The following is a 26,868-nucleotide window of genomic DNA, read 5'->3' as shown; positions in this document are numbered from 1 at the left end:
AAGAATACGACGGACAGTCAGGCAGGTAAACGCCAGATATAGTGGGGTTATCGCAGGATTAAGTGGACAGATCAGTGATAATGAATTTCACCAAAGTATTCAGACAGCACGTAATAGCGGCAATACTCAAAAGGGCTGTCCTTCCCGGCCTGAAACGTCTGTCTGGCGACGGATAACAGCGGTTTATTGGGGGCGATTTGCAATTTTTCGCACAGGTCAGCGGAAGGTAAAATCGCCTCAACTTTTTCTATCGCCGAGTCGCTTGTGACGTTTAATAACGAATAAAGCGACGTATGCTCCAGCGCCTGCGGTGTGAGTTGCAGATCGGGAAAGAAGCTAAGATCGAGATAGATCTTTTCATGGTTAAACGGACGGTTATTCAGGCAACGAATACGCGAAATATAGAGATAGTGATGCTGTGCGGGCAGGCTCAAGCCGTCTGCCTGAGCGTCGCGCGCGCGGCGCGGCGCGATTTCCAGAATACGGTTCTCAATCGCCACGCTGGCGTCCTGGAGATCGCGGGTAATACCGCGAAACGTGTGCCCGTAGCTCACGCCTTCCGGCACCGAGCACACCACCGAACCACTCCCGCGCTGCGACGAAATAATGCCCGCATTGATTAATTCGCTCCAGGCCTGTTTAACCACAATCAGCGAGACGTTGTAGGATCTGGCAATCTCTTTTTGCGTCGGTAGTTGGCTACCCAAAGGCAAAGACCCGTTCTGGATCTGCTGACAGATGATAAAAAATAGTTGCTTATAAAGCGGAGTAAAGCTCGTTTTATCAACCTGCAAGCTGCGCACCTCACGTCTTCGCCAGCAGGGGACGTTTTACCGTCCCCGGCAGGGTGAAGTCGCTACCCTGCGATTTGCCTGGCCAGTTCTGCCAAATCGAAATGATTCATACGATCCAAAGTCGTTAAATAATCGGCGGGAAAAGCCTCCACGCCATGGAATGCGCCGGAAATCGCCCCGACCATGGTGGCGACAGTATCAGTATCATTGCCGATATTAACGCCGGAGATAATAGCATCTACGGCAGAATTCGGACAACACGCGAACAGGCCAAAGGCCGCGGGCACCGCTTCACTCACGTGCAGCCCGGAGCCAATAATATCGGCAATATCCACTATCGCCGTTTCCCAATGGCGATGACGTTTACCGATATCTACGGCCAGCTCAATGCGTCGGGCAACGGAAGGACCTGCCACCATCATCGCCCCTTGCTCCTGCGCCAGCAGATAGCCCCTTTGCGCACCGTAAATACCGGCGGCAATAATGCTGTCTGCATTGGTCTGCGCTCTTAACGCCTCGCTGGTTGCCGCCGCCATCGCCGCTGCGCCGGACATCGCCAGCACGTTATTATGCGTAAAACGGCAAATCTGCAGCGCGCAGTCAATCGCCGCGTCAATATCACCCGGGTGCAGCACCGCCGCTGGCCAAATCTTCATGGCGGCGCCGTTCGTTGCCTCCGCATTACCCTTATTAATGATCTGTACCGACTGTTTCTCGCCTTCCAGCTCACCCTGTAAAGAGGCGCGGTTATCATTGAATATTGCCTTCATTGCCGCACGCGTCGTCGGGCCGGTAAAGTTGGCGTAGTACGGGTAATCCAGCCACTGCTGGAAAGCTTCGCGCATCGCTTCGTCGCTGACTTCACGCTGATGGCGCAGCAGCGCATCCATGATGTACTTCGCCTGAATAAAATCATCCGTGCACATCCCCGCTTCATTGCAGCGCCCAAACGTGTCCGCAGGCGGTTTTTGAAAGGTCGTCACCCAGCCGCCAAAATAGTCTTTTATTTGCTGCTGGGTGCGTACTTCCGTCGCGGCTCCCATCGCGTCCGCGGCGGCGGCGCCCACCAGGCATCCCAGTATTTTGTTTTGATCAACGTGCATGATGACTCCTTATTTCACGGTCATGGCTTGTGCCAGCGAATGGCTGGACAGAAAAGTGTTTAGCTGGTCGGGAAACGGCAGAGCGGTCATTGCGCCTTTTGCCGTCACCGCCATAGCGCCGCAGGCATTGGCATTGCTGATGGCTTCCGCCAGCAGGGCATGATCCCAGCAATTTGCGCGGGAAAGGGTGAACAGCAGGCCGCCGACAAAAGCATCGCCTGCTCCGGTGGTATCGACGACATCGACGCGTGGTGCGGGAAAATGGAACTCCCCCTCGGCGGTAATCAACAGCGCGCCATCGGCCCCCAGCGAAATGATCGTGGTGTCACAGCCTAGATCGCGCAGGTAATAACGCGCATCCTGCCAGTGACTGGCCCCGCTGAGCTGGCACAGCTCATCTGCCGAGACTTTGCAGATAGAAGCCAACGCGGCGGACCGGGCGATCAGTTCAGGGATTTCATCGGTATTGCGCCACATCTTGCTGCGTAAGTTGACGTCGAATAACACGTAGCCACCGGCTTCTCGCATGCGTCTCGCCCCTTCCAGACATGCTTCGCGAGCGGGACTGTCGGTGAGGCCAATTGAGCTGAAGTAAAACCATTCGTGCTGCCTGAACGGCGGCAAATCCTGCGGCGAAACGTAGGTATCAGCCCCCGGATGCACCAGATAGGTAAAGCTGCGTTCCCCGTCAGCCGTCAGGTTGACGATCAGCACCGCGCTGGTCAGGGCCGCATCCAGCCGCAGCGAAGAGACATCCACGCCGTTATCCTGAAAAACCTGGCGCAGGAAACGACCGGCGTCATCATCACCAAGACAACCGATAAAACCGCACTCCCCGCCCAGCCTGGCAACGCATACCCCCACGTTCGCCGACGCTCCGCCGGGGCATTTCAGATAGCTGTTCTGTTTTTCCGGCACCAGATCAACGGAGGCATCGCCGATAACCCAAACCTTATTCATGGCCTTCATTTGCGCCTCCTTATGCCTGTTTCTGCGCCAGGGCGAGCTGAATATCACGATAATATTCATTATTAATCAGATACTTTTTCATCAGCAGCCCAACCGCAAGGTGGAACAGAGCCGGAATGAGCGTCATCATCAGCGCAATACCGGTGAGCGAACGCGCGCTCTGTTCAACATCGGCCTGATAGCCAAAGTGGCTCAGCAGGAATCCGAGTATCCCGCCCGCGATCCCCATCCCAAACTTCTGGAAGAAGAGGATGCCGCCAAACGCCAACCCGGAAACGCGCAGACCGGTTTTCTTTTCTCCGTAATCCACCGCTTCGGCGATAGAGGACCAGAACACCGGCATTTACATATCGCAGAAGAAATTAATAAGAAAATAGAACGCAAACGCCAGGATAAGATTTTCACGCCCGACAGAGAAATACATCAGCGCGCTCAGGATAAAGGTAATAATCTGGGTGTAGCGGAACATCTTAATTTTGTCCCAGAACTTGGTTATCCAGGTGGTGGCAATCATCGCTAAAATAGAGGCAACGACGCCGGTAGTCAGGAAGGGTGAAATCAGGCTATCTCCGCCGTTCAGATAATACTTGGCGTAATAAGCGGCAACGGAACCGCGAATAACATAACCGCACATCAGCAGCAGAATAACAACGCCGAGAATAATCCACTGATCGTTACGTAACAGATATTTAAACTGTTTCCCCACCGATAGCGAGGTAATCTCCGGCTCGCTGCGTTCACGCGTGGTGAGAAAACAGAAGATAAACAGCAGCGCACCCATTGCCCCCATTAAGCCCATCGAAAACTGATAGCCCAAAGCCTTATTACCCTGCCCCAGCCAGACGGCAAGCATCGGTACAACGATAGTCACCAGAAAAGCGGCAATCTTGGTCATCACAAAGCGATAACCGTTGGCGCTTAACCGCTCAACGGGGTCGCTGGTAATGACGCCAATCATCGAAATATAAGGAATGGTGATCGCGGTATAGACCAGGGTCATAAGAATATAGGTGCCATAGGCCCACGCTAGCTTGGCCATATAAGCCATGTCAGGCGTAATAAACATCAAATACACGGCGAAACCAAAAGGAATGGCAAACCACAGCAGCCACGGGCGGTAACGTCCCCAGCGCGTGTTCAGTTTATCGGTCAGAACCCCCATGGCCGGATCGATAATGGCATCAATCATCCGCACAACCACAAACAGTACGCCAACATCAGCGGCGCTCAGGCCGTAGATATCGGTATAGAAATAGGCGAGGAGCAGCTGCATGGCGATAATCACAACGTTTATCGCCATATCTCCCGCGCCGAAGCCGATTTTTTCCACGATAGAAAGTTTCATGTTGATATTCCTTTACGCTTAACAGCGCAAATCTGGTGAACAATTAATGATGTCACTACATGAAATAAAAACGTTTTTATATATAAGCCATCCATCAGACAATCTATGGAGGCTATGAAGAGAGTGTAACGAACCACCAAAAGATATAAAGGTATACCTTTATATCTTTTGGTTGGTTTCACATATTTTTATAGACACGATCTTACCCCAGTTTTAAACCGGGATAAGAATCAATAAGATAATGAGCAGGGGGGTGTAACGAAAATCAGCGGGAAGACAAAATGGCGCAACTATGGTCCTGAATCTCTTCCGCCGATGCGCGATTAAGCGTCAGCAGGTTACGCTCGGTCGCCAGCAGAACAAAAGAGTCGTCGCTTTGGCGTACCACCGCCAGCGCATAGCGTCCCATATGATCGCGCGCTTCCGGCACCTCTTCCGCCAGCATCATAAACGGACTACGCTGCGCCAGTTCGCTCTCGGTTACCCGGCGCGCCAGGTATTCATGCCCCATCAGATCGCCCGGCAGCGGAAGCCAGCGAGTGCTGATGCGCGTGAGATCGTTATCCAGTTGTTCCCGAACGTCAGGACGGATGCAAGAAATATGGATATGCAAATGGTCCTGTGAACGACCAAGCCGCGAATTAATCGCCAGCGAGACCGCGCTATCCGGAATATCATGCCCGTATTTTTTACTCATATAGCCGCGAGCCTGCCAGGCCAGCCAGAAAAAGTTGGGCGTAGCGGGTTCCAGCAATAGCGGGCTTTCTGTACCGTTGATACGGTAGGTGGGCATCAATAAATATTGCAACGGACCGTGACGATCTTTAAAGATGACATAGCCGGCGCGAGGTTTGACTTCCGCGCAAGGCGCTGGGTTTTGATGCTGTAACTGATCGGGCAGGCACCGTTCAAGCACGATTTCCCGTAATGCATCAGGATTGCCGGAAAATTTCCAGTAACCGACGCCCGCCGCGGCGACAATCACTATCACCGCCAGTAAAAAGTAGCCTGTTTTTTTCATGATATGCGTTCCCTGTGACCCATAGACGGGGAAGAGTAACGCAAAATTGTGGCAAAGAAAAAACCCGGTAACATAATACGTTACCGGGTTTATAAACGGTTTAGCGTTTGCTGATTTGGTCGAACGTACCGCCATTAGCAAAGTGATCTTTTTGCGCCTTCACCCAGCCGCCAAACACCTCGTCAATGGTGAATAGCTTCAGCTTCGGAAACGCATCGTCGTATTTTTTCGCCACGTCAGCATCGCGCGGACGGTAGAAGTTTTTCGCTGCTATCTCCTGCCCTTCCGGCGAATAGAGATACTTGAGATACGCCTCCGCCACCGCATTCGTCCCTTTCTTCTCAACGACTTTATCCACCACGGACACGGTCGGCTCTGCGAGGATAGATTCACTCGGGGTCACTATCTCGAATTTATCTTTACCCAGTTCGTTCGTCGCCAGCAGCGCTTCGTTTTCCCAGGCGATCAGCACATCACCGATACCGCGTTCAACGAAAGTATTGGTTGAGCCACGCGCACCGGAGTCCAGCACTTCAACGTTTTTAAACAGGGCTTTGACAAAGTCCTGGGCTTTGGCCTGATCGTTATTGTTGTGGTGCAGGGCGTAGCCCCATGCCGCCAGATAGTTCCAGCGTGCGCCGCCGGAGCTTTTCGGGTTTGGCGTAATCACCGACACACCGGGTTTAATCAGATCGTTCCAGTCATGAATTTGTTTTGGATTGCCTTTGCGGACCAGGAAAACAATGGTGGAGGTGTAAGGTGCTGAGTTATCCGGCAGACGCTTGATCCAGTTTTTATCGATACGACCACGTTCAGCAATAGCGTCCACATCGTAAGCCAGCGCCAGCGTCACGACATCGGCTTCAATGCCGTTAATGACGGAAGTCGCCTGTTTACCTGAACCGCCGTGCGACTGGCGGATCACGACGTTGTCGCCGGTTTCCTGCTTCCAGTGCGCGCTAAACGCTTTGTTGTACTGCTCGTACAGCTCACGCGTTGGATCGTACGATACGTTAAGTAACTGAATATCCTTTGCCAGAATGCTGGTTGACGCCAGCAATAATGTGAACCCCACGCCCCACTTTTTCATCGCCCGACTCGCTTATGTTGTGTTGTGATGAGCAAAGCGTGCCAGAAAGAGATCCAAACATTAAAGAATAAAAAAAGATTGGCTATAACTTCGAGGAATAAATCTGAGGGATTGCCGGATGGCGGCTAGCGCCTAATCCGGCCTACACGTTTCTGCAACCTGTAGGCCTGATAAGCGTAGCGCCATCAGGCGCGCAAAAACAATCAGTACAGTTTTTTCGCGCACTCCATCCAGTCGCTTTTGAACGGACGCTTCATGTTTTCAATCGCATCGATGATGTCATGATGAACAAGCTGCTCGTTCTGGATACCGACACAACGACCGCCATGGCCTTCCAGCAGCAGGTCAATAGCATACGCGCCCATACGGGAAGCCAGAATGCGATCGTAAGGTACCGGGGAACCACCGCGCTGAATGTGGCCGAGCACCGTCGCACGCGTTTCACGGCCCGTTTCTTTTTCAATAAAGTGCGCCAGTTCGTCAACATCGCACATATGCTCAGTAATAGCGACGATAGCGTGTTTTTTCCCTTTCGCGATCCCGGCTTTGATTTCGGCCACCAGATCTTCGCGATTAAATTCAACTTCCGGCACCACGATAAACTCACAGCCGCCAGCAATAGCCGCCGCCAACGTCAGGTCGCCGCAATAACGGCCCATCACCTCAACGATAGAGATACGCTGGTGAGAAGAGGAGGTGTCACGCAGACGGTCAATCGCTTCCACTACAGTGCCGAGAGCAGTGAAGTAGCCGATAGTGTAGTCGGTGCCTTTGATGTCGTTATCGATAGTGCCTGGCAGACCGATGCACGGGAAGCCCATTTCAGTCAGACGTTTTGCACCCATATAAGAACCGTCGCCGCCAATAACTACCAGCGCATCGATACCGCGTTTTTTCAGGTTTTCGATCGCGACAGCGCGAATATTTTCGTCACGGAATTCCGGGAAACGGGCGGAACCGAGGAAAGTACCGCCACGGTTGATCATGTCAGATACGCTGTAACGGTCAAGCTGAACCATACGATCTTCATACAGGCCCAGATAGCCGTCATAAATGCCCATGACTTCCAGCCCTTCCGTCAACGCTGCGCGCACAACACCGCGGATTGCCGCGTTCATGCCCGGCGCATCACCGCCGCTTGTCAACACACCGATTTTCTTAATCATGACTACCTCTGAACTTTGGAATGCAAAATGAAATCTATTGCCGGAAGCCGATTTCGCACTTCGAAACGATCCAACGAATATACAGATAGTATAACAATCCCTTCCTGCTGAATTGATTCAGGTCAGGCCAAATGGCGGTAATTTATACACAAAATGCTGGCCTGGCTCACTTTTTAACAATCAATTATACAAGCTCGAACTTCCTGCCTTCCCTGGGGACGACTGAACAGGGATCCTGATGAATAATGACATCTGAACCCGGAAAACGCCGCAAAATCGCCTGCTCTACCTGGTCAGCCACAAAATGCGCCTGAACGAGCGGCAGATTATCTTCCATTTCCAAATGAATCTGAATAAAGCGAGTCGGCCCTGACTGCCGCGTGCGGAGATCGTGCGCGCCGCTGACTCCCGGCCATGACGTCACGATATCAATAATTTCCTGTCGTTCCGCATCGGGCAGCGCGCGATCCAATAATGACTGCACCGCCTCATACCCCATACGTAACGCGCTATACAAAATATAGATGCCGATACCTAACGCAAACAGGGCATCCGCACGATGCCAACCGTACCAGGATAACCCCAGCGCGATAAGAATCGCTCCGTTCATCATAACATCAGACTGATAATGAAGCATATCCGCCCGTACCGCCTGACTTTGGGTCTTGCGTACCACCCAGCGCTGAAACGTGACCAGTATAATAGTGCATATCAGAGCGATGACGGTAACGCCAATCCCCACGCCGGGGTCGTTCATTGGCGTCGGCTTAATCAGATTCTGGATACTGGTCAAAAACAACGCCGAACCGGAAATAAACATACTTTGCGCCAGCGCCGCCAGCGACTCCGCTTTACCGTGACCAAACGTATGTTCATCATCTGCGGGTTGCAGCGAATAACGCACGACCAACAAATTCGTCAATGACGCGGCAATATCCACCAGCGAGTCCACCAACGCCGCCAGAATACTCACCGATCCCGTATACCACCACGCAAAAATTTTGATCAAAAGTAACGCTGATGCCATCGCCGTTGCCGCGATAGCCGCCCGGCTAACCAGCCGTCCATAGGTTTGATTCATAAATACTCCCGCTATCTTCTGCCGGTAGTATAACGGATGGTTTAAAACAGTAAGCTAATAACAGAATGACAAACTGGAGATAAAAAAAACCCCCACATCATGTGGGGGAAGACAGGGATGGTGTCTATGGCAAGGAAAACAGGGTTGTTACTGGGAACGTGAGTTGCTACTACTCAATAATTTCAACGATGAACTTTTTTGCCATTGCGCCACGTCGCGCAGTTGCTCCATTCGTTGCTGATGCTTTTCATTCAAAACCGCTTGCTGCTCCGGCGTTAACAGGCGATACATCTGGTTACGCACGCGGGCCATTTCGACCTGGCGGGCAACCTGCTCTTGCGCCATTTTTTCTGCCTGAGCGCGCACAACGCTTTCATCAAATTTTTCTGCGGTGACAAGCCGATGCATTGTCTCCATTTCGCTAACATTAACAGGAGGCTGTTCGTGCCTTGCCTGCTGCATAAGATCTCGCATCTGCTGACGCTGATGTTCGGTTAAACTTATGCCGTCAAACATATGATTTTGCGCGCTACGCTGCGTGGCCCCGTCACCGGGGTGCCAGTTATCGCTTGTAACAACTTCAGCTGCGTGGCTTAAAAAACTGAATGCCAGCGTTGAGGCCATAACAGCAGCGGTAACTTTGCGCATCGCTTGCTCCCAAAATCTTTTCTGTCGCGATTCAACGAGAGACAGTTTACGATTCGGGCTGCAAACATGCGTCAGGGGGTGTAAAACAACGTAAAGTCATGGATTAGCGACGCCTGATGACGTAATTTCTGCCTCGGAGGTACGTAAACAATGAATAAAATCCTGTTAGTTGATGATGACCGAGAGCTGACTTCCCTGTTAAAAGAGCTCCTCGAAATGGAAGGTTTTAATGTCCTGGTGGCCCACGACGGCGAGCAGGCGCTTGAGCTTTTGGATGACAGCATCGATTTACTTTTGCTTGACGTCATGATGCCGAAGAAAAACGGTATCGATACGTTGAAAGCGCTTCGCCAGACACACCAGACGCCTGTCATTATGCTGACCGCGCGCGGCAACGAGCTGGATCGCGTTCTCGGCCTTGAGCTGGGCGCGGACGACTATTTGCCCAAACCGTTTAACGACCGCGAGCTGGTAGCGCGCATCAGGGCTATTTTGCGCCGTTCCCACTGGAGCGAGCAGCAGCAGAGCAGCGACAACGGCTCGCCGACGCTGGAAGTTGATGCGCTAAGCCTTAATCCGGGTCGCCAGGAAGCCAGTTTCGATGGCCAAACGCTGGAGCTGACCGGTACGGAATTCACCCTGCTCTATTTACTGGCGCAACACCTCGGCCAGGTGGTTTCCCGTGAACATTTAAGTCAGGAAGTGCTGGGTAAGCGCCTGACGCCGTTCGATCGCGCCATTGATATGCATATTTCTAACCTGCGCCGCAAACTGCCGGAACGCAAAGACGGTCACCCGTGGTTTAAAACATTGCGTGGTCGCGGCTATCTGATGGTTTCCGCTTCATGATAGGAAGTTTAACCGCGCGCATCTTCGCCATCTTCTGGTTGACGCTGGCGCTGGTGCTAATGCTGGTACTGATGTTGCCCAAGCTCGATTCACGCCAGATGACCGAGCTGCTGGACAGCGAACAGCGCCAGGGATTGATGATAGAGCAACATGTAGAAGCTGAACTTGCGAACGATCCGCCCAACGACCTGATGTGGTGGCGTCGCCTGTTCCGCGCGATCGATAAGTGGGCGCCGCCTGGACAGCGGTTATTACTGGTGACCTCTGAAGGACGCGTGATCGGTGCTGAACGCAGCGAAATGCAGATCATTCGTAACTTCATTGGTCAGGCGGATAACGCCGATCATCCGCAGAAGAAAAAATATGGCCGCGTAGAGATGGTGGGGCCGTTCTCCGTTCGCGACGGAGAGGATAATTACCAGCTTTACCTGATTCGACCGGCCAGCAGTTCGCAATCCGATTTTATTAATCTGCTGTTTGACCGCCCGCTTCTGTTGCTCATTGTCACGATGCTGGTCAGTTCGCCGCTCTTGCTATGGCTGGCATGGAGTCTGGCGAAACCGGCGCGTAAGTTGAAAAACGCGGCTGATGAAGTGGCGCAAGGCAACCTGCGTCAGCATCCGGAGCTGGAGGCGGGTCCGCAGGAGTTCCTCGCCGCTGGCGCCAGTTTTAACCAGATGGTGACGGCGCTGGAACGGATGATGACCTCGCAGCAGCGTTTGCTGTCAGACATCTCCCATGAGCTGCGAACGCCCCTTACGCGCCTGCAACTGGGTACCGCGCTGCTGCGTCGTCGTGGCGGCGAAAGCAAAGAGCTGGAGCGTATTGAAACCGAAGCGCAGCGTCTGGACAGCATGATCAATGACCTGCTGGTGATGTCGCGTAACCAACAGAAAAATGCGCTGGTCAGCGAAACGATGAAAGCCAATCAGCTATGGGGCGAAGTGCTGGATAACGCCGCCTTTGAAGCCGAACAGATGGGCAAGTCGTTAACGGTAAATTATCCGCCGGGGCCGTGGCCGCTCTATGGCAACCCAAACGCACTGGAAAGCGCGCTGGAAAATATTGTTCGTAATGCGCTGCGCTATTCACATACGAAGATTGAAGTCGGCTTCTCGGTGGATAAAGACGGTATTACGATCACGGTCGATGACGACGGACCGGGCGTAAGCCCTGAAGACCGCGAGCAGATCTTCCGTCCGTTCTATCGCACTGATGAGGCGCGCGACCGCGAGTCTGGCGGCACCGGGCTGGGGCTGGCGATTGTCGAAAGCGCCATGCAGCAGCACCGCGGCTGGGTGAAGGCTGACGATAGCCCGCTGGGTGGGTTGCGGCTCACGCTGTGGCTACCGCTGTACAAGCGAACCTAAAAACCATCGGCCTGCGAATGCAGGCCGATTTTTTATCTCGCCGTCGAGATTTACCGGGAAATGTCTGGCGCTAAAATCCACTCGGCGCTGTCGTTCCACACGTCCATCCGGGTAATTTTGCCATCGCGCACTTCGAAACGATCGATAAAGCGGTTATCGGCAAACGGGCGACCGTCGGGCCATTCGCCATACAACGTACCGTTGGAATAAATCACAACGTAATCATCATGCTGCACCGCATCAAACTTGCCCAGCGCCTTCTTCACCCACTTGTAGCGAGCGCCGTTAAACTGCGCGATATCTGCCGCGCCCGCCATCGCCCGGCCTCCGGTGAAGGTAATTTTCACCTCCGGGTGCATATACGTTGCGGCGCGTTCAGCATCGGGAATCATCGAGGCCACCAAAAATTCTTTTACGATCGCCACCGCATTTTCAGCTTCAGTCATAATCCTTCCTTTCATTTTGGCGGAGTTTTATCCCCCCACAGTCGTCTGGCGCTATCTTCAATTTTGCCGCTCAAACGACGCTTCTGCATGGTGCGGCTCCAGCTCGCCGACAGCCCGGCGGCGCTCAGCAGCCGGTGATATTGTTCGTCATCAAACGGCATAGACCAGGCGATAACACCCGCTTCATGAACCGAGACATCGCTCAGACGCGACGCCAGTTCCAGCGGCGCATCGCTGGAGACCTTACCTGGCGCAATGACCCGATACAACCAGCCAGTTTTTCCGCTGTTCTGCATAAGGAGGGCCATGTCGCTGATGGCAAAGTGGAAATTAAGTTTAAAGCATGGAGAGCGCGGCTGAGTGACCTGGATCAACGCCTCGCCCCAGCGGTAGATGTCGCCAATAAACACGTTGTGTTCGGTCATTCCGTCCGTCGACAGATTCTCGCCAAACGCCGGGGCGCAAAACAGCGTCGCCTGCTCGGGGAACTGGCGAATCCAATCAGCATAGTGTTCGCGGGGGTAATGACATAGCGCGCGGTCGGGGCCGCCGTGGATTTTCTTTTCGGCCTGCTGATCGCCTGCCAGACCCAGCTCGGTCAGCATGAGTTCGCCGTCGATTTGCACCTTGGCGATAGCGCTCGGGCGGCTGCCGTCATAGTCACGAATTTTGCCAATAAACACGTCAACCGGATAATGCATCTGCTGCTCCTTACGCGGATACAAAAAAAGCGAGTCATCAGACTCGCTTCTACAGACGTGCAATGCAAATTATTTTTTAGCGGCGAAACGCGCTGCTGCTTCGTCCCAGTTCACCACGTTCCAGAACTCTTTGATGTAGTCCGGGCGGCGGTTCTGGAATTTCAGATAGTAAGCGTGTTCCCACACGTCCAGACCCAGGATCGGGAAGCCGGAAGCGCCGGAAATGGCTTCACCCATCAGCGGGGAATCCTGGTTTGCGGTAGAAACCACAGCCAGTTTGTCGCCTTTCAGCACCAGCCACGCCCAGCCGGAGCCGAAACGGGTTGCTGCTGCTTTTTCGAATTCAGCTTTGAAGTTGTCAACGGAACCGAAGTCACGCTCGATAGCCGCTTTCAGATCGCCCTGCAGAGTGGTGCCTTTTTTCAGCCCTTTCCAGAACAGGCTGTGGTTAGCGTGGCCGCCCGCGTTGTTACGCAGCACGGTTTTTTTGTCCGCTGGCACCTGGTCCAGTTTAGTAATCAGTTCTTCAACCGGCAGGTCAGCAAACTCAGGCAGATTTTCCAGCGCCGCGTTAGCGTTGTTGACATAGGTTTGATGGTGTTTGGTGTGGTGAATCTCCATCGTCTGCTTATCGAAGTGCGGTTCCAGTGCATCATAAGCGTACGGCAGGGATGGCAGTGTATAACTCATAATCATCTCCATTATTGTCGAGCGGCACAGTGTTAACGCCGCGTAAGCAGTTGGTTCATTATAGTTAATTAAATGATATTGAAAATGATTATCAATGCCGTACTTTTTCCAGGGTTATAAACGTTACGGCATCCGCTGAAAAAAACCGATTTTTACGCCTCCAACCGAAACCGCCTGTTGATGAATTCCTGGAAATCATGAAATGTGAAACAGGGTTTCAAAATCTTTCTTTTGGTGCCAATTTTTATCAGCGGTGGCAAAATCAAGAAGGTTATAATTTCACCATGCAATTACATTCCCGGTAAATTATTACAATTGCGAGGGAATTATGAAGCAACCTGGTTTTATACGTCTGGCTACGTTGGCCTTACTCTCCACACTCTCTTTCTTCTCCCACGGCGAAACCATTTTGCGCCTGGCCTACGCTGAAAATAGCCAGCCGGTAAAAGATGCGTTGCACTTCCTGGGGCAGCAAGTTGAAGAGAAAACGGGCGGCGATATCAAAGTACAGTACTTCCCGGACGGACAGCTTGGCGGCGAGCGCGAACTGGTGGAGTTGACGCAGGTCGGCGTCGTCGACATCACTAAAGTGTCGTCCGGGCTGATGGAGAGTTTTTCGCCTGAGTACGGCGTGTTCTCACTTCCCTACCTGTTTGCCACCGTCGATGAATACTACCGCGTAATGGATAACCCACAGGTGAGGAGCCTGTTTATCAGTCCACCGCCGCACAGGGTTTTGTCGGCGTAGGCTGGTATGATTCCGGCGCGCGTAATTTTTATATGAGCAAAGCGCCGGTTAAACGCATTGAGGATTTACGCGGGAAGAAGATCCGCGTCATGCAGAGTGAGACGGCGATCCAAACTCTCAAACTGCTGGGCGCTTCGCCCATCGCCATGAGCCAGGCGGAGGTCTATACCTCGTTACAACAAGGCATTCTCGACGGCGCGGAAAACAATGAGTTCGCTCTCACCATCGCCCGCCACGGCGAAGTCGCCCGTTATTACACCTACGATATGCACACCCGCATTCCCGATATCCTGCTAATGAGTACCCTCACGCTGGAAAAGCTGACGCCGGAACAGCAGCGCATCGTCGAAGCCGCCATCAAGGCGTCGATCGAATTTGAGAAAGCCGCATGGGACAAGGAAATAGAGAAAACCAGGCTGGCGGCGGTAAAAGATTTCAACGTTGAATTCTACGAGATCGACAAAAAACCCTTCCAGAAGGCAGTACAGCCTATTTACGACGGTCTGAAAAACAAACCGCGGCTTTACGGGCTGTATCAACGTATCCAGACAGCAAAAAATTAATCTAATCAGGAAATTAAGATGAACACATTCAGAAAAGGACTTGATTTATTGCTGGGCGCTATCTGTTGCCTGGTGCTGGCGATAATGGTTGGCATCGCCTGCTGGCAGGTGGTGAGCCGCTACATTCTGGGCGTTCCCAGCACCCTTACCGAAGAGATGCTGCGATTTCTCCTGGTGTGGGTATCAATGCTGGGCATGGCTTTTGTCGCCGGTCAGAAACAGCATATCAGTCTGACTATCTTACTGGATAAGGTGTCGCCGACGATTCGCGGCTGGTGGGATATCATCCTGCAGGTCATTTTTATCGCGTTTTCCATTTGGGTATTGATTATCGGCGGCTTAAAGATTTCTGCGATTTCTATGCTGCAAATCTCCCCTGCGCTGGGCATTCCGATGGGGAAAATTTATTACGCGCTCCCCTGCGCGGGCATACTGATCATCCTCTATGGGCTACTGAATATCGTTGACGCCCTGAAAGCTATCCATTCCGCCACGGATACCACTGAGCACACTCTGGAGAAATCACATGATTGACCCTATTTTTGCGTCCTGTACGCTAATTGCCGTCTTTGTTGTTTTACTGGCCATGGGCGCGCCTATCGGGATCTGCATCGTTATCGCCTCTTTCAGCACCATGATGCTGGTACTGCCTTTCGATATTTCGATGTTCGCCACCGCGCAAAAAATGTTCTCCAGCCTGGACAGTTTTGCCTTGCTGGCCGTGCCGTTCTTCGTTTTGTCCGGGGTGATCATGAATAGCGGGGGAATTGCCGCCCGACTGGTCAATTTTGCCAAACTGTTTACTGGCAAACTGCCCGGCTCGCTCTCTTACACCAACATCGTCGGCAATATGATGTTCGGTGCAATTTCCGGATCGGCGATTGCCGCCTCAACCTCTATCGGCGGCGTGATGGTGCCGATGAGCGCGCGCGAAGGTTACGATCGCGGTTTTGCGGCCGCGGTGAATATCGCCTCCGCGCCGACGGGAATGTTAATTCCGCCCACCACGGCTTTTATCCTTTATGCGCTGGCAAGCGGGGGAACATCGATTGCCGCTCTGTTCGCCGGCGGTCTGGTCGCGGGAGTGCTGTGGGGCGTTGGCTGTATGCTGGTCACGCTGGTGGTCGCTAAGCGTCGAAATTATCGGGTTTTCTTCACCGTCCAAAAAGGCATGGCGCTAAAAGTTGCCGTTGAGGCCATTCCCAGCCTGTTACTGATCGTGATTATTGTCGGCGGCATTGTGCAGGGGATTTTCACCGCCATTGAAGCCTCCGCGATTGCCGTGGTGTATACGTTATTGCTGACGATAGTGTTTTACCGCACGCTGAAAATTAAGGATTTGCCTTCGATTTTGCTCCAGACAGTGGTAATGACCGGGGTCATCATGTTCCTGCTGGCAACCTCTTCGGCGATGTCCTTCTCGATGTCGATCACCAATATTCCTGCGGCGCTGAGCGATATGATCCTCGGTATTTCCGCCAATAAACTGGTTATCCTGTTAGTCATTACCGTCTTTTTGTTGATTATCGGCGCATTTATGGATATCGGTCCGGCCATTCTGATTTTTACCCCGATTCTGCTGCCGATTATGACTAAACTGGGCGTCGATCCGGTGCATTTCGGCATTATCATGATCTATAACCTGGCGATAGGCACCATTACGCCGCCAGTTGGCAGTGGTTTATATGTCGGGGCGAGCGTCGGTAAGGTCAAAGTTGAGGACGTTATCAAACCGTTGATGCCTTTTTACGGCGCGATTATCGGCGTTCTGTTATTAATTACCTACATTCCGGAAATCACACTGTTTTTACCCCGTCTACTGGGCATCATGTAAGGCATAGTTTCCTGCACATCTCGTTGCCGGATGGCGATTCGCGTCTTATCCGGCCAACGCGCGATAATAATTATCCGCAGGTCATCACCAGGTAAAAAAACCGGCTACCTATAAAGTAGCCGGAAAAGGGAATAAATAATAAACAGGGATAATGATTAGAATGTGTAGCCTATACCCACGCGGAAACGGGTTTGTCTTTCATCGCTGTTGCTATTGACGGAAACATTACCTACCTCAACGAATGGCGACCATTGGTCAATAATATAGGCAGTTCTGAAGTTATATTCATAGTTATCTTTGCCGCCATCGTAAAGATCATATTTATCGGCTTTCTTATAAATTCCTTCGATTGTCCAGTCAAAGTTGTTCCATTTATAACCCGCCCAGACATCCATACGATTGATGGTATCATCATCACGGATATCAGAAGAACGGCGTACATATTCAAAACGATAGCGCGCGCCAACCCACCAACTTTCATTTAATGTCCACGTCGCGCGGAAGTAAGGCTTATAGGTAGAGTAACCGTTGCCTGTTTCCAGCACAAAACCCGGTTGCCAGGCGACATCACCGGTTTTAAATTGGTAGCTTATCGTATATTCGTTACCCTGTGTTTCCAGGTCATTAAACGCTTTATTGGTGTCATCCCCGCCTGATTTTGAGATAGCTTCTATCGCAAAACCAACACCATTCGCAAACCGATGAGAAATATACGCACGGTCATAGTTAGCTTTACTGTCATCAAGATATTCATGACGAACATCGACATATACTGCATGCGCATTTGTTACAACAAGAGGTAATAGTAAGAAAAGAGATTTTCTCATAACAGAATCCATTTAATTTAAAATTAAAACGTTGTTTCATGTCAGACCGTTACAACCATAATACGCAATGTGAATGGCGACAATATAGGCAAAGATCTTTAATTTAAAATTGGGATAATGTTCAAAAAGCAAAATAAAATAAATGAAATTTATATTCGTCATATAAAATAAAAATCAAAACTCCATCAACAACGCCAATATAGGGATTTCCTTATATTTATATTTCATTGATTCCTAACGTTAATTTCAATATATTTAAATTGTAAATACAAATAAAACAACTAAATAATTACTGTATAACTACCCTTTTATCAAACGGTAAGTCAGACTATTCCCATTATGTGATCTCACGCAGCGTTTTCTTTGCATTACTGCCAGCTAAGTCGTTTCGTGTCGTTATGATGAAGGTATTTTAGAAAACAAATATTACCCACTGATTTAAATAACATCCAGACGGTCACGATGCGCTCCGACTTTTTTAAAACGTGAAGTTAATCACTTCATTAACGTGCTGATTGCCAGAATACACCCAACGGCGGCAATCGTTATAAGGTTACCAGGCTGCGTAATTTTTAAACTCATGCAAACGGAAGGGGTATCCCGTCCATAAAAAATAATGAGGAACATGTCATGAGTAACGCGATTACGATGGGTATTTTCTGGCATCTGATAGGGGCGGCCAGTGCAGCCTGCTTCTATGCCCCGTTCAAGCAAGTGAAACAGTGGTCATGGGAAACCATGTGGTCAGTGGGCGGCATCGTCTCATGGCTTATTCTGCCGTGGACAATTAGCGCTCTGTTACTGCCTGATTTCTGGGCCTATTATGGGCAGTTTAACCTCTCCACCCTTTTACCGGTTTTTCTGTTCGGCGCCATGTGGGGCATCGGCAATATTAACTACGGCCTGACCATGCGTTATCTCGGCATGTCGATGGGTATCGGCATCGCTATCGGCATTACGCTTATCGTCGGCACGCTGATGACGCCTATCATCAACGGTAACTTCGATGTATTAATCCATACCGAAGGGGGACACATGACGCTACTTGGCGTTTTTGTCGCGCTGATCGGCGTCGGGATTGTGACGCGCGCCGGACAGTTAAAAGAACGCAAAATGGGCATTAAAGCGGAGGAGTTCAATCTGAAGAAAGGGCTTCTGCTGGCAGTGATGTGCGGTATTTTCTCGGCGGGGATGTCTTTTGCCATGAACGCCGCGAAACCGATGCATGAAGCTGCTGCCGCGCTTGGCGTTGACCCGCTCTATGTCGCGCTGCCGAGTTACGTGGTGATTATGGGCGGCGGCGCGCTGGTGAACCTCGGTTTCTGTTTTATCCGCCTGGCAAAAGTGCAAAATCTGTCGATAAAAGCCGACTTCTCGCTGGCAAGGCCATTGATTATCAGCAATATTCTGCTGTCCGCGCTTGGCGGTCTGATGTGGTATTTGCAGTTCTTTTTCTATGCCTGGGGTCACGCGCGCATTCCCGCGCAATATGACTACATGAGCTGGATGCTGCACATGAGCTTCTATGTGCTGTGCGGGGGGCTTGTCGGTCTGGTGCTAAAAGAGTGGAAAAATGCTGGCCGCCGTCCCGTTGCCGTATTAAGCCTCGGCTGCGTGGTAATTATTATCGCGGCGAATATTGTCGGTTTAGGCATGGCCAGTTAATCGCTTTGATTACTGAGATGGCGCCATTGGCTCGGCGTCATCCCGGTTTCCCGCGTGAACACCACTGAAAAATAATTACTATCTTCAAAGCCACACTGCATCGAAATCTCGCTAACCATCAGCGGGCTATGCTGAAGCAGATACTGCGCGTGGCAAATACGGACCTGGCGTAAATATTGATTAATCGTCATCCCGGTTTGGGCGCGAAACTGCTGCCGCAGCACCCGCTCGCTGCATTGTTCCTGCTGGCAAAACGCATCCAGCGCAAAGGGACACTCAAGGCTATTAGCCAAAGCGGTAATTAATTTATCCAACAGGGTTTCTCGGGAGGTTGCCGGAAGATCGTCGGTCGCGTAGCGATGCCGTTTTAACGTCATTACCAGTTGACCAAACAGCAATTCCGCCATCTCATTCGCCAGCGGATCGCGTCCATTACTCTCATGTTCAAGCTGGTTAATGACCTGCCGCGCCTGATTCATTCCCATACTGCCCAGCCGCCAGTGAGGATGCCACTGCGCTCCCTGAAAGCCGGGAATCATCGCCTGCCAGTTTACATTGAGTTTCAAACGCTCCGGGCAGTAAATAATATTTTGCAGCACCAGATCGTTAACGGAAGTATAGGAGTGTTTGTCTTCAGCACGAATGTAAAACAGATCGCCGCGGGTAATTCTGTATGGGCGCTCATTAAGAACGTGTAGGCCATTGCCCCGCCAGACCATCACCAGTTCACAAAACTCATGCGTATGTTCCGCAAAAACATCCTGTGGATAGCGATCGGCAACCGTAACGGCCTGCTGCTCATCAGTAAAAAAATCTTTTTTCAAAAGGATTAACTGATTTGCCACCGCAGCACCTCATGTTGAATGCTTGCCGGCTGGCGCTACGCTTATTCTGTCTACCGCTCGCCGCCGTAGGCCAGGTAAGGCGCAGCCGCCATCCGGTATTAAAGGGTATAATTATCAGCATATTGGCGACGAAAACGTTGATAGCGTTCGCGTTACTGGATTATCGCATCGCGTCCCTGACGGATATCCCGCGGCGACCAGTTAAATTCTCGGCGAAACAGAGTCGAAAAGTGGTTACTGTCGCCAAAACCGCAGCGGTACGCGATTTCTGTCACGCTATGATCGCTATGGCGCAATAAATGCCGGGCTTTGATCAAACGCAGGCGATTAAGGTAACGTTGCGGCGTCAGCCCGGTATGCTGTTTAAGCTGACGATGCAGCGTACGTAGCGACAGCGAAAACTGTTCAGCTACCGCCTCCCAGCAGACCTCCTCCGCAAAATGGTCTTCCAGCCATGCCATCAGTTGGTTGAGTTTGGCGTCGTTATTGGTCGCGCCTTCCATCAGGCTACTGCGGCGTAACAACACCAGTAGTTGCATAAACAAAATTTCGCGATTCGCCACGGCAGGCGCATCCATGCCGTCTCCGGCGCGCTCCATCAGACCGACCAACTGGCGCACCTGCTGCAACACACTCTGATTCACCCGCCAGTGAGAAGGATAGTAACCATCCTGCTCCTGCGGCAGCAATTGATCCAACCCCGCCAGGAACTGGAAGGCGTCCGGTGAACGCCACAGTACATTCGTCAGGCATAGGTTGTCGGTATGTTCATATAAATGCCGGTCGTGATCGCGAACAAAACACACGGTACCGCCGCTGATGGTATACGGCTGCCCGTTGAATACATGAATGCCCGTACCGTGTTCCACAATCACGATTTCATGAAAATCATGATGATGTTCAGGGAAAGCGGCTTGCGGCAGACGAGGTTCAATCGCCACGGGCGCTTTACCTGATGGAAAAAAATCCACGCTATGCAGTACGGTCATGGTTGCTTCCTCCTGAATTCAACATGTCCGAATAGTAATTAAGGGTTATCGGCCTCACCTTAAATTTTTGACGCTAAAGCGCGCAAACATGGTCTTTTTTTCAAGAAAAGGCGGGAAAAAGCGGGAAATGCGGACGACATCACACCGGCCTATTAGTAGAAACTGTGAACGCTATCACGTTCATCTTTGCCTTGTTGCCAGCGGCTCATTTTCCTGTCAGTAACGAGAAGGTAGGTCTTTGAGGGCTTTTTTAGACTGTGCGCAATGACTCTAAGAAGGACCTGATTATGACTTTTCGCCATTGTGTCGCGGTTGATCTCGGCGCATCCAGCGGGCGCGTGATGCTGGCGCGTTACGACAGCAAACACCGTACCCTGACGCTACGTGAAATTCACCGTTTTGTGAACTGCCTACAAAAAACAGACGGGTTTGACACCTGGGACATCGACAGTCTGGAAAAGGATATCCGTCTTGGTCTGAAGAAAGTCTGCAATGAAGGCATTCTTATCGACAGCATCGGCATCGACACCTGGGGCGTCGATTATGTCCTGCTGGATAAACAAGGTCAGCGTGTCGGCCTGCCGGTCTCCTACCGCGATAACCGTACCACGGGCATCATGCCGCAAGCGCTGGTCCAGATCGGCAAAAGCGAAATCTATCGCCGCAGCGGGATTCAGTTTCTGCCGTTTAACACCATCTATCAGCTACGCGCGCTGACGAAACAACAGCCTGAGTTAACGGCGCAGGTCGCTCATGCGCTGCTGATGCCTGATTATTTCAGCTACCGCCTGACCGGTGAAATGAACTGGGAGTACACCAACGCCACGACCACCCAGTTGGTCAATATCAATACCGATGACTGGGACGATACCCTGCTGGCGTGGACCGGCGCGAAAAAGAGCTGGTTCGGCCGCCCCTCGCACCCTGGCAATGTTATCGGCGACTGGATTTGCCCGCAGGGCAACCGTATTCCGGTGGTAGCCGTCGCCAGCCACGATACCGCCAGCGCCGTTATTGCCTCTCCGCTGGCAAATAAACATAGCGCTTACCTGTCTTCAGGCACCTGGTCGTTGATGGGTTTTGAAAGCAAAAAACCCTACACCACTGATGAGGCGCTGGCCGCCAATATCACCAACGAAGGCGGCGCGGAAGGGCGTTATCGGGTACTGAAAAACATTATGGGTTTGTGGCTGCTCCAGCGCGTGCTGAAAGAACGGCGCATTACCGATCTGCCTGTGCTTATCGCCCAAACAGAAGCGCTGCCGGCCTGCCGTTTCCTGATTAACCCGAATGACGATCGCTTTATCAATCCTGACGATATGCGCGCCGAAATCCAAGCCGCCTGTCGCGAGACCGACCAGCCCGTTCCCGTCAGCGATGCCGAACTGGCGCGCTGCATTTTCGACAGTCTGGCGCTGTTGTATGCCGACATTCTGCACGAACTGGCAAATCTGCGCGGCGAAAAATTTACCCAACTGCATATTGTCGGCGGCGGATGCCAAAACGCGCTACTCAACCAGTTGTGCGCCAATGCATGTGGCATTCGCGTGATGGCCGGGCCGGTTGAAGCCTCCACCCTTGGCAATATTGGTATTCAGCTTATGACCCTCGACGAATTAAACAACGTCGATGATTTCCGTCAGGTCGTCAGCGCTAACTACGACCTGACAACCTATATCCCTAATCCTGATAGTGAAATTGCCCGCCACGTTGCGCAGTTTCAACCCAAACGACAGACAAAGGAGCTTTGCGCATGACCACTCAACTGGAACAAGCCTGGGAACTGGCAAAACAACGTTTCGCCGCAGTAGGTATTGATGTCGAGGAGGCGCTGCGCCAGCTCGATCGCCTGCCGGTTTCCATGCACTGCTGGCAGGGCGACGATGTTGCCGGATTCGAGAACCCGGAAGGTTCGCTGACGGGCGGAATTCAATCGACCGGCAACTATCCGGGCAAAGCGCGTAACGCCACCGAACTGCGCGCCGATCTGGAACAGGCGCTGCGTCTGATCCCAGGCCCCAAACGTCTGAACCTGCATGCGATCTATCTGGAATCCGATACGCCGGTTGCCCGCGACCAAATCAAACCGGAGCATTTTAAAAACTGGGTGGAGTGGGCGAAAGCGAACCGACTGGGGCTGGATTTCAACCCCACCTGTTTTTCTCATCCACTGAGCGCTGACGGTTTTACCCTCTCTCATCCAGACGCGAAAATTCGCCAGTTCTGGATCGATCACTGCAAAGCCAGCCGCCGCGTCTCGGCATACTTTGGTGAGCAGCTCGGTACGCCGTCGGTGATGAACATCTGGATTCCGGACGGCATGAAAGACATTACCGTCGACCGTTTAGCCCCGCGCCAGCGCCTGCTGGAAGCGCTGGATGAGGTCATTAGCGAGAAATTCGACCCGGCGCACCACATCGACGCCGTTGAGAGCAAACTGTTTGGCATCGGCGCGGAAAGCTACACCGTCGGCTCCAATGAGTTCTACATGGGCTACGCCACCAGCCGTCAGACCGCGCTGTGTCTGGATGCGGGCCACTTCCATCCCACTGAAGTGATTTCCGACAAAATTTCCGCCGCCATGCTCTATGTGCCACGGCTGCTGCTGCACGTCAGCCGCCCGGTACGCTGGGATAGCGACCACGTGGTGCTCTTGGACGATGAAACCCAGGCAATTGCCAGCGAGATCGTCCGTCATAACCTGTTCGACCGTGTGCATATCGGCCTGGATTTCTTCGACGCCTCTATCAACCGTGTCGCCGCGTGGGTTATCGGTACCCGCAACATGAAAAAAGCGCTACTGCGCGCTCTGCTGGAACCCACAGATCAACTGCGTCAGCTTGAGGCCAGCGGCGATTACACCGCGCGTCTGGCGATGCTGGAAGAGCAAAAATCTCTGCCGTGGCAGGCCGTCTGGGAAATGTATTGCCAGCGTCACGACACGCCGGCTGGCAGCCAGTGGCTGGACAGCGTTCGCACCTACGAAAAAGAGATCCTGAGCAAACGTAGCTGACAGCGACACCTGATCTGTAGGCCGGATAACCTTCGGGCAATAAATGGGAACACGAATATGCAAAATATTACCGATTCCTGGTTTGTCCAGGGCATGATTAAAGCCACGTCTGATGCGTGGCTGAAAGGGTGGGACGAGCGTAATGGTGGCAACCTGACGCTGCGCCTGGATGAAGCAGACATCGCGCCATTTAGCGCCGATTTCCACGAAAAACCACGCTATATCACGCTAAGTCAACTCATGCCGCTGCTGGCGAATACACCGTTTATCGTTACCGGCTCCGGCAAATTCTTCCGCAACGTTCAGCTCGATCCGGCAGCCAATTTAGGCGTGGTCAAAATCGACAGCGACGGCGCTGGCTACCACATTCTGTGGGGCTTAACCCACGACGCGGTACCCACCTCTGAACTCCCGGCGCACTTCCTCTCCCACTGCGAACGCATCAAAGCCACCCACGGCAAAGACCGCGTCATTATGCATTGCCATGCGACTAACCTGATCGCCCTCACCTACGTACTGGAAAACAACACTGCGCTGATCACCCGCAAACTGTGGGAAGGCAGCACCGAATGCCTGGTGGTATTCCCGGACGGTGTCGGCATTCTGCCGTGGATGGTGCCAGGCCCGATGAAATCGGCCAAGCCACCGCGCAAGAAATGCAGAAACATTCGCTGGTACTGTGGCCGTTCCACGGCGTGTTCGGAAGCGGACCTACGCTGAATGAAACCTTCGGTTTGATAGATACCGCAGAGAAATCCGCTGAGGTATTAGTCAAAATCTATTCGATGGGCGGTATGAAGCAGACCATCACGCGCGAAGAACTGGTCGCACTCGGCAAACGATTTGGCGTGACACCGCTGGCCAGCGCCGTAGAGCTGTACTGATACCTCCCAACTCAACGCCGGATGCGGCTTTGCCTTATCCGGCCTACAGGTCGGTGCGCATTTTACCGTAGGCCCGATAAGCGTAGCGCCATCGGGCAACAGGGAATTTTTTTAAGGAGAATAGTGATGAGCTTTATGTTGGCACTGCCAAAAATTAGCCTGCATGGCGCTGGAGCGATTGCCGATATGGTGAACCTCGTGGCGAATAAGCAATGGGGCAAAGCGCTGATCGTTACCGATGGTCAACTGGTAAAGCTGGGCCTGCTGGATAGCCTGTTTAGCGCACTGGATGAACATCAAATGTCTTACCACCTGTTTGATGAGGTGTTCCCAAACCCGACAGAAGAGCTGGTGCAGAAAGGTTTTGCGGCGTATCAGAGCGCAGAATGTGACTACATTATCGCCTTCGGCGGCGGCAGCCCGATCGATACCGCAAAAGCGGTGAAAATTCTGACCGCCAACCCAGGTCCATCTACCGCCTACTCCGGCGTCGGCAAAGTGAAAAACGCCGGCGTACCGCTGGTAGCGATTAACACTACGGCAGGTACCGCGGCAGAGATGACCAGCAACGCGGTGATTATCGACTCTGCCCGTAAGGTCAAAGAGGTGATCATCGACCCGAATATCATCCCGGATATTGCCGTGGATGACGCCAGCGTCATGCTGGAAATCCCGGCGTCTGTGACCGCCGCAACCGGCATGGATGCCCTGACCCATGCGGTGGAAGCCTATGTCTCCGTTGGCGCGCATCCGCTCACCGACGCTAACGCGCTGGAAGCGATTCGCTTAATCAATGTGTGGCTACCGAAAGCGGTTGACGATGGTCATAACCTCGAAGCCCGTGAGCAAATGGCATTCGGCCAGTACCTGGCGGGTATGGCGTTCAACAGCGCCGGTTTGGGGCTGGTTCACGCGCTGGCGCACCAGCCGGGCGCAACCCACAACCTGCCGCACGGCGTCTGCAACGCTATCCTGCTGCCAATTGTCGAGAACTTTAACCGTCCGAACGCCGTCGCGCGTTTTGCCCGCATCGCACAGGCGATGGGCGTGGAGACGCGCGGTATGTCTGACGAAGTCGCAAGTCAGGAAGCGATTAACGCTATCCGTACGCTGAGCAAACGCGTCGGCATTCCAGAAGGTTTCAGCAAGCTGGGCGTCACAAAAGAAGATATCGAAGGCTGGCTGGATAAAGCCCTCGCCGACCCGTGCGCGCCGTGTAACCCGCGCACCGCCAGCCGCGATGAAGTTCGCGAGCTGTACCTGGAGGCGTTATGATCCGCAAAGCCTTTGTGATGCAGGTAAATGCCGACGCGCACGAGGAGTATCAGCGTCGTCATAACCCAATCTGGCCGGAGCTGGAAGCCGTATTAAAATCTCACGGCGCGCATCACTACGCGATTTATCTCGATCAGGAGCGCAATCTGCTGTTCGCCACCGTTGAGATTGAATCCGAGGAGCGCTGGAACGCCGTTGCCAGCACCGACGTTTGCCAGCGTTGGTGGAAACATATGCGTGACGTTATGCCCGCGAATCCGGATAACAGCCCGGTCAGCGCAGAGCTAAAAGAGGTGTTCTATCTGCAGTAAGTCGTGTGCCCGATGGCGCAAGCTTACCGGGCCTACGGTTTTATTTTTTGTCGGCCGGATAAGGCGGTTACGCCGCCATCCGGCAATTTCAATTCTGCTCCGCTACCAGGATAGCCTGAGTATCCGGTTCCAGCGCTTTAAAGATATGCGCCTGGTCGCCGGGATAACAAATGTAATCGCCCTCCGCCAGCTCTTCCGGCGCCTCGGTTAAGCCGACGAGGGCTTTTCCCTGCGTAACAATAATATGTTCCACCGACCCCGGCGGATGCGGATGAGAGATCCGGTCGGCCCCCGGCTGCGTCAACAGCAGATAGATATCACGCCGCGCGCCGGGCGGACACGCCGCCAGTAATATCGCCTGATAATGCGCCTGCTCCGCCACGACTTTGGTGCCTTCTCCGCGGCGAATCACCTGCGTTTTTTGTACCTGCGGCTCCAGCAGCCTGGCAAAGGGAATGTCGAGCGCGACGCATAGCGACCATAGCGTCTCCAGGCTGGGGTTGCCGTTCCCTGCTTCCAGTTGTGAAAGCGTAGATTTAGCGATGCCTGCGCGCCGCGCAATCTCCGCCAGCGACAGTCCGGTTTGCTGGCGTTCGCGTACCAGGCTTCTGGCAATGACGCTAATAGGTTGTGTCATAAAG

General features: G+C 52.7%; 24 protein-coding genes and 3 pseudogenes. 11 read left to right on the top strand and 16 right to left on the bottom strand.

Features of this window, described 5'->3' with window-relative positions; genetic code table 11:
* Nucleotides 1-71: 71 nt before the first annotated feature.
* From AAYN39_RS01375 to cpxP, 9 genes and pseudogenes are all read right to left on the bottom strand, one after another.
* Nucleotides 72-794: a GntR family transcriptional regulator gene (locus tag AAYN39_RS01375; RefSeq protein ID WP_001764005.1), complete on the bottom strand. Its 723-nt coding sequence runs from the start codon at nt 792-794 to the stop codon at nt 72-74.
* Nucleotides 795-856: 62 nt separating this feature from the next.
* Nucleotides 857-1,897 (bottom strand): ADP-ribosylglycohydrolase family protein, encoded by a 1,041-nt coding sequence (locus tag AAYN39_RS01370; RefSeq protein ID WP_000557877.1) that lies wholly within the window; start codon nt 1,895-1,897, stop codon nt 857-859.
* Nucleotides 1,898-1,906: 9 nt separating this feature from the next.
* Nucleotides 1,907-2,866, bottom strand: a complete 960-nt coding sequence (locus AAYN39_RS01365; protein WP_000646490.1) for an aminoimidazole riboside kinase — start codon at nt 2,864-2,866, stop codon at nt 1,907-1,909.
* A gap of 10 nt (nt 2,867-2,876) precedes the next feature.
* A pseudogene (locus AAYN39_RS01360) lies at nt 2,877-4,211 on the bottom strand (MFS transporter).
* 265 nt (nt 4,212-4,476) lie between these two features.
* Entirely contained in the window at nt 4,477-5,232 is a 756-nt protein-coding gene (locus AAYN39_RS01355; protein ID WP_000750765.1) for a CDP-diacylglycerol diphosphatase, read from the bottom strand.
* Between the two features lie 100 nt (nt 5,233-5,332).
* Nucleotides 5,333-6,322: a sulfate ABC transporter substrate-binding protein gene (locus tag AAYN39_RS01350; RefSeq protein WP_000758715.1), complete on the bottom strand. Its 990-nt coding sequence runs from the start codon at nt 6,320-6,322 to the stop codon at nt 5,333-5,335.
* A gap of 203 nt (nt 6,323-6,525) precedes the next feature.
* Complete coding sequence (gene pfkA / locus AAYN39_RS01345) at nt 6,526-7,488, bottom strand: 6-phosphofructokinase (protein WP_000591793.1); 963 nt, start codon at nt 7,486-7,488, stop codon at nt 6,526-6,528.
* Nucleotides 7,489-7,672: 184 nt separating this feature from the next.
* On the bottom strand, nt 7,673-8,569 hold the full coding sequence (fieF, locus tag AAYN39_RS01340; RefSeq protein WP_001077323.1) for a CDF family cation-efflux transporter FieF: 897 nt from the start codon (nt 8,567-8,569) through the stop codon (nt 7,673-7,675).
* 147 nt (nt 8,570-8,716) lie between these two features.
* Entirely contained in the window at nt 8,717-9,217 is a 501-nt protein-coding gene (cpxP, locus tag AAYN39_RS01335) for a cell-envelope stress modulator CpxP (RefSeq protein ID WP_001233466.1), read from the bottom strand.
* A 150-nt stretch (nt 9,218-9,367) separates the two neighbouring features.
* Here cpxP and cpxR point away from each other — a divergent pair, with 150 nt between their 5' ends.
* Entirely contained in the window at nt 9,368-10,066 is a 699-nt protein-coding gene (cpxR, locus tag AAYN39_RS01330) for an envelope stress response regulator transcription factor CpxR (protein ID WP_001033727.1), read from the top strand.
* Nucleotides 10,063-11,436: an envelope stress sensor histidine kinase CpxA gene (cpxA, locus tag AAYN39_RS01325; RefSeq protein WP_000580402.1), complete on the top strand. Its 1,374-nt coding sequence runs from the start codon at nt 10,063-10,065 to the stop codon at nt 11,434-11,436. Before cpxR ends, cpxA begins: the two co-directional genes overlap by 4 nt.
* Before the next feature lie 50 nt (nt 11,437-11,486).
* On the opposite strand, the gene AAYN39_RS01320 is transcribed toward cpxA, so the two are convergent.
* From AAYN39_RS01320 to sodA, 3 genes are all read right to left on the bottom strand, one after another.
* Nucleotides 11,487-11,882 carry a nuclear transport factor 2 family protein gene (locus AAYN39_RS01320; RefSeq protein ID WP_000133445.1) on the bottom strand — a complete coding sequence of 132 codons (396 nt, stop codon included), beginning with the start codon at nt 11,880-11,882 and terminating at the stop codon, nt 11,487-11,489.
* An 11-nt stretch (nt 11,883-11,893) separates the two neighbouring features.
* Nucleotides 11,894-12,583, bottom strand: a complete 690-nt coding sequence (yiiM, locus tag AAYN39_RS01315) for a 6-hydroxyaminopurine reductase (RefSeq protein WP_000559225.1) — start codon at nt 12,581-12,583, stop codon at nt 11,894-11,896.
* Between the two features lie 69 nt (nt 12,584-12,652).
* Complete coding sequence (gene sodA / locus AAYN39_RS01310) at nt 12,653-13,273, bottom strand: superoxide dismutase [Mn] (protein WP_000122632.1); 621 nt, start codon at nt 13,271-13,273, stop codon at nt 12,653-12,655.
* Nucleotides 13,274-13,601: 328 nt separating this feature from the next.
* Between sodA and AAYN39_RS01305 the strand changes: the two are divergent.
* From AAYN39_RS01305 to AAYN39_RS01295, 3 genes and pseudogenes are all read left to right on the top strand, one after another.
* Nucleotides 13,602-14,584 (top strand): annotated as a pseudogene (locus AAYN39_RS01305) (TRAP transporter substrate-binding protein).
* Between the two features lie 18 nt (nt 14,585-14,602).
* Nucleotides 14,603-15,118 carry a TRAP transporter small permease gene (locus AAYN39_RS01300; protein ID WP_001091409.1) on the top strand — a complete coding sequence of 172 codons (516 nt, stop codon included), beginning with the start codon at nt 14,603-14,605 and terminating at the stop codon, nt 15,116-15,118.
* Entirely contained in the window at nt 15,111-16,418 is a 1,308-nt protein-coding gene (locus AAYN39_RS01295) for a TRAP transporter large permease (RefSeq protein WP_000566798.1), read from the top strand. Before AAYN39_RS01300 ends, AAYN39_RS01295 begins: the two co-directional genes overlap by 8 nt.
* 155 nt (nt 16,419-16,573) lie before the next feature.
* Here AAYN39_RS01295 and AAYN39_RS01290 read toward each other — a convergent pair whose 3' ends face one another.
* Nucleotides 16,574-17,257: an oligogalacturonate-specific porin KdgM family protein gene (locus AAYN39_RS01290; protein WP_000378721.1), complete on the bottom strand. Its 684-nt coding sequence runs from the start codon at nt 17,255-17,257 to the stop codon at nt 16,574-16,576.
* 618 nt (nt 17,258-17,875) lie between these two features.
* Between AAYN39_RS01290 and rhaT the strand changes: the two genes are divergently transcribed.
* The gene (gene rhaT / locus AAYN39_RS01285) at nt 17,876-18,910 is read left to right on the top strand and encodes an L-rhamnose/proton symporter RhaT (protein ID WP_000063537.1); all 1,035 of its coding nucleotides are present in this window, start codon (nt 17,876-17,878) and stop codon (nt 18,908-18,910) included.
* Here the strand turns inward: rhaT and rhaR are convergent.
* Both rhaR and rhaS read right to left on the bottom strand, forming a co-directional pair.
* Nucleotides 18,907-19,755, bottom strand: coding sequence for an HTH-type transcriptional activator RhaR (rhaR, locus tag AAYN39_RS01280; RefSeq protein ID WP_000013291.1), 849 nt, complete (start codon nt 19,753-19,755; stop codon nt 18,907-18,909). The genes rhaT and rhaR overlap by 4 nt on opposite strands.
* Before the next feature lie 152 nt (nt 19,756-19,907).
* Nucleotides 19,908-20,744: an HTH-type transcriptional activator RhaS gene (gene rhaS, locus AAYN39_RS01275; RefSeq protein ID WP_000217112.1), complete on the bottom strand. Its 837-nt coding sequence runs from the start codon at nt 20,742-20,744 to the stop codon at nt 19,908-19,910.
* Between the two features lie 287 nt (nt 20,745-21,031).
* Here rhaS and rhaB point away from each other — a divergent pair, with 287 nt between their 5' ends.
* From rhaB to rhaM, 5 genes and pseudogenes are all read left to right on the top strand, one after another.
* Entirely contained in the window at nt 21,032-22,501 is a 1,470-nt protein-coding gene (rhaB, locus tag AAYN39_RS01270) for a rhamnulokinase (RefSeq protein WP_000143961.1), read from the top strand.
* Complete coding sequence (locus AAYN39_RS01265) at nt 22,498-23,757, top strand: L-rhamnose isomerase (RefSeq protein ID WP_000211475.1); 1,260 nt, start codon at nt 22,498-22,500, stop codon at nt 23,755-23,757. The genes rhaB and AAYN39_RS01265 overlap by 4 nt, the downstream gene beginning before the upstream one ends.
* A 57-nt stretch (nt 23,758-23,814) precedes the next feature.
* Nucleotides 23,815-24,641: pseudogene (gene rhaD, locus AAYN39_RS01260) on the top strand (rhamnulose-1-phosphate aldolase).
* 126 nt (nt 24,642-24,767) lie between these two features.
* A complete protein-coding gene (gene fucO / locus AAYN39_RS01255; protein ID WP_000009255.1) occupies nt 24,768-25,916 on the top strand; it encodes a lactaldehyde reductase in 1,149 nt (382 codons plus the stop codon).
* The gene (gene rhaM / locus AAYN39_RS01250; RefSeq protein WP_000619478.1) at nt 25,913-26,227 is read left to right on the top strand and encodes an L-rhamnose mutarotase; all 315 of its coding nucleotides are present in this window, start codon (nt 25,913-25,915) and stop codon (nt 26,225-26,227) included. Before fucO ends, rhaM begins: the two co-directional genes overlap by 4 nt.
* 88 nt (nt 26,228-26,315) lie before the next feature.
* Here rhaM and AAYN39_RS01245 read toward each other — a convergent pair whose 3' ends face one another.
* Entirely contained in the window at nt 26,316-26,864 is a 549-nt protein-coding gene (locus tag AAYN39_RS01245) for an XRE family transcriptional regulator (RefSeq protein WP_001681903.1), read from the bottom strand.
* Nucleotides 26,865-26,868 lie beyond the last annotated feature (4 nt).

Source organism: Salmonella sp. K21076 (genome assembly GCF_039650795.1).
GTDB lineage: Bacteria > Pseudomonadota > Gammaproteobacteria > Enterobacterales > Enterobacteriaceae > Salmonella > Salmonella enterica.
Note: the sequence above shows the minus strand (reverse complement) of the source record. Positions and strands in the feature narration are given on the sequence as shown.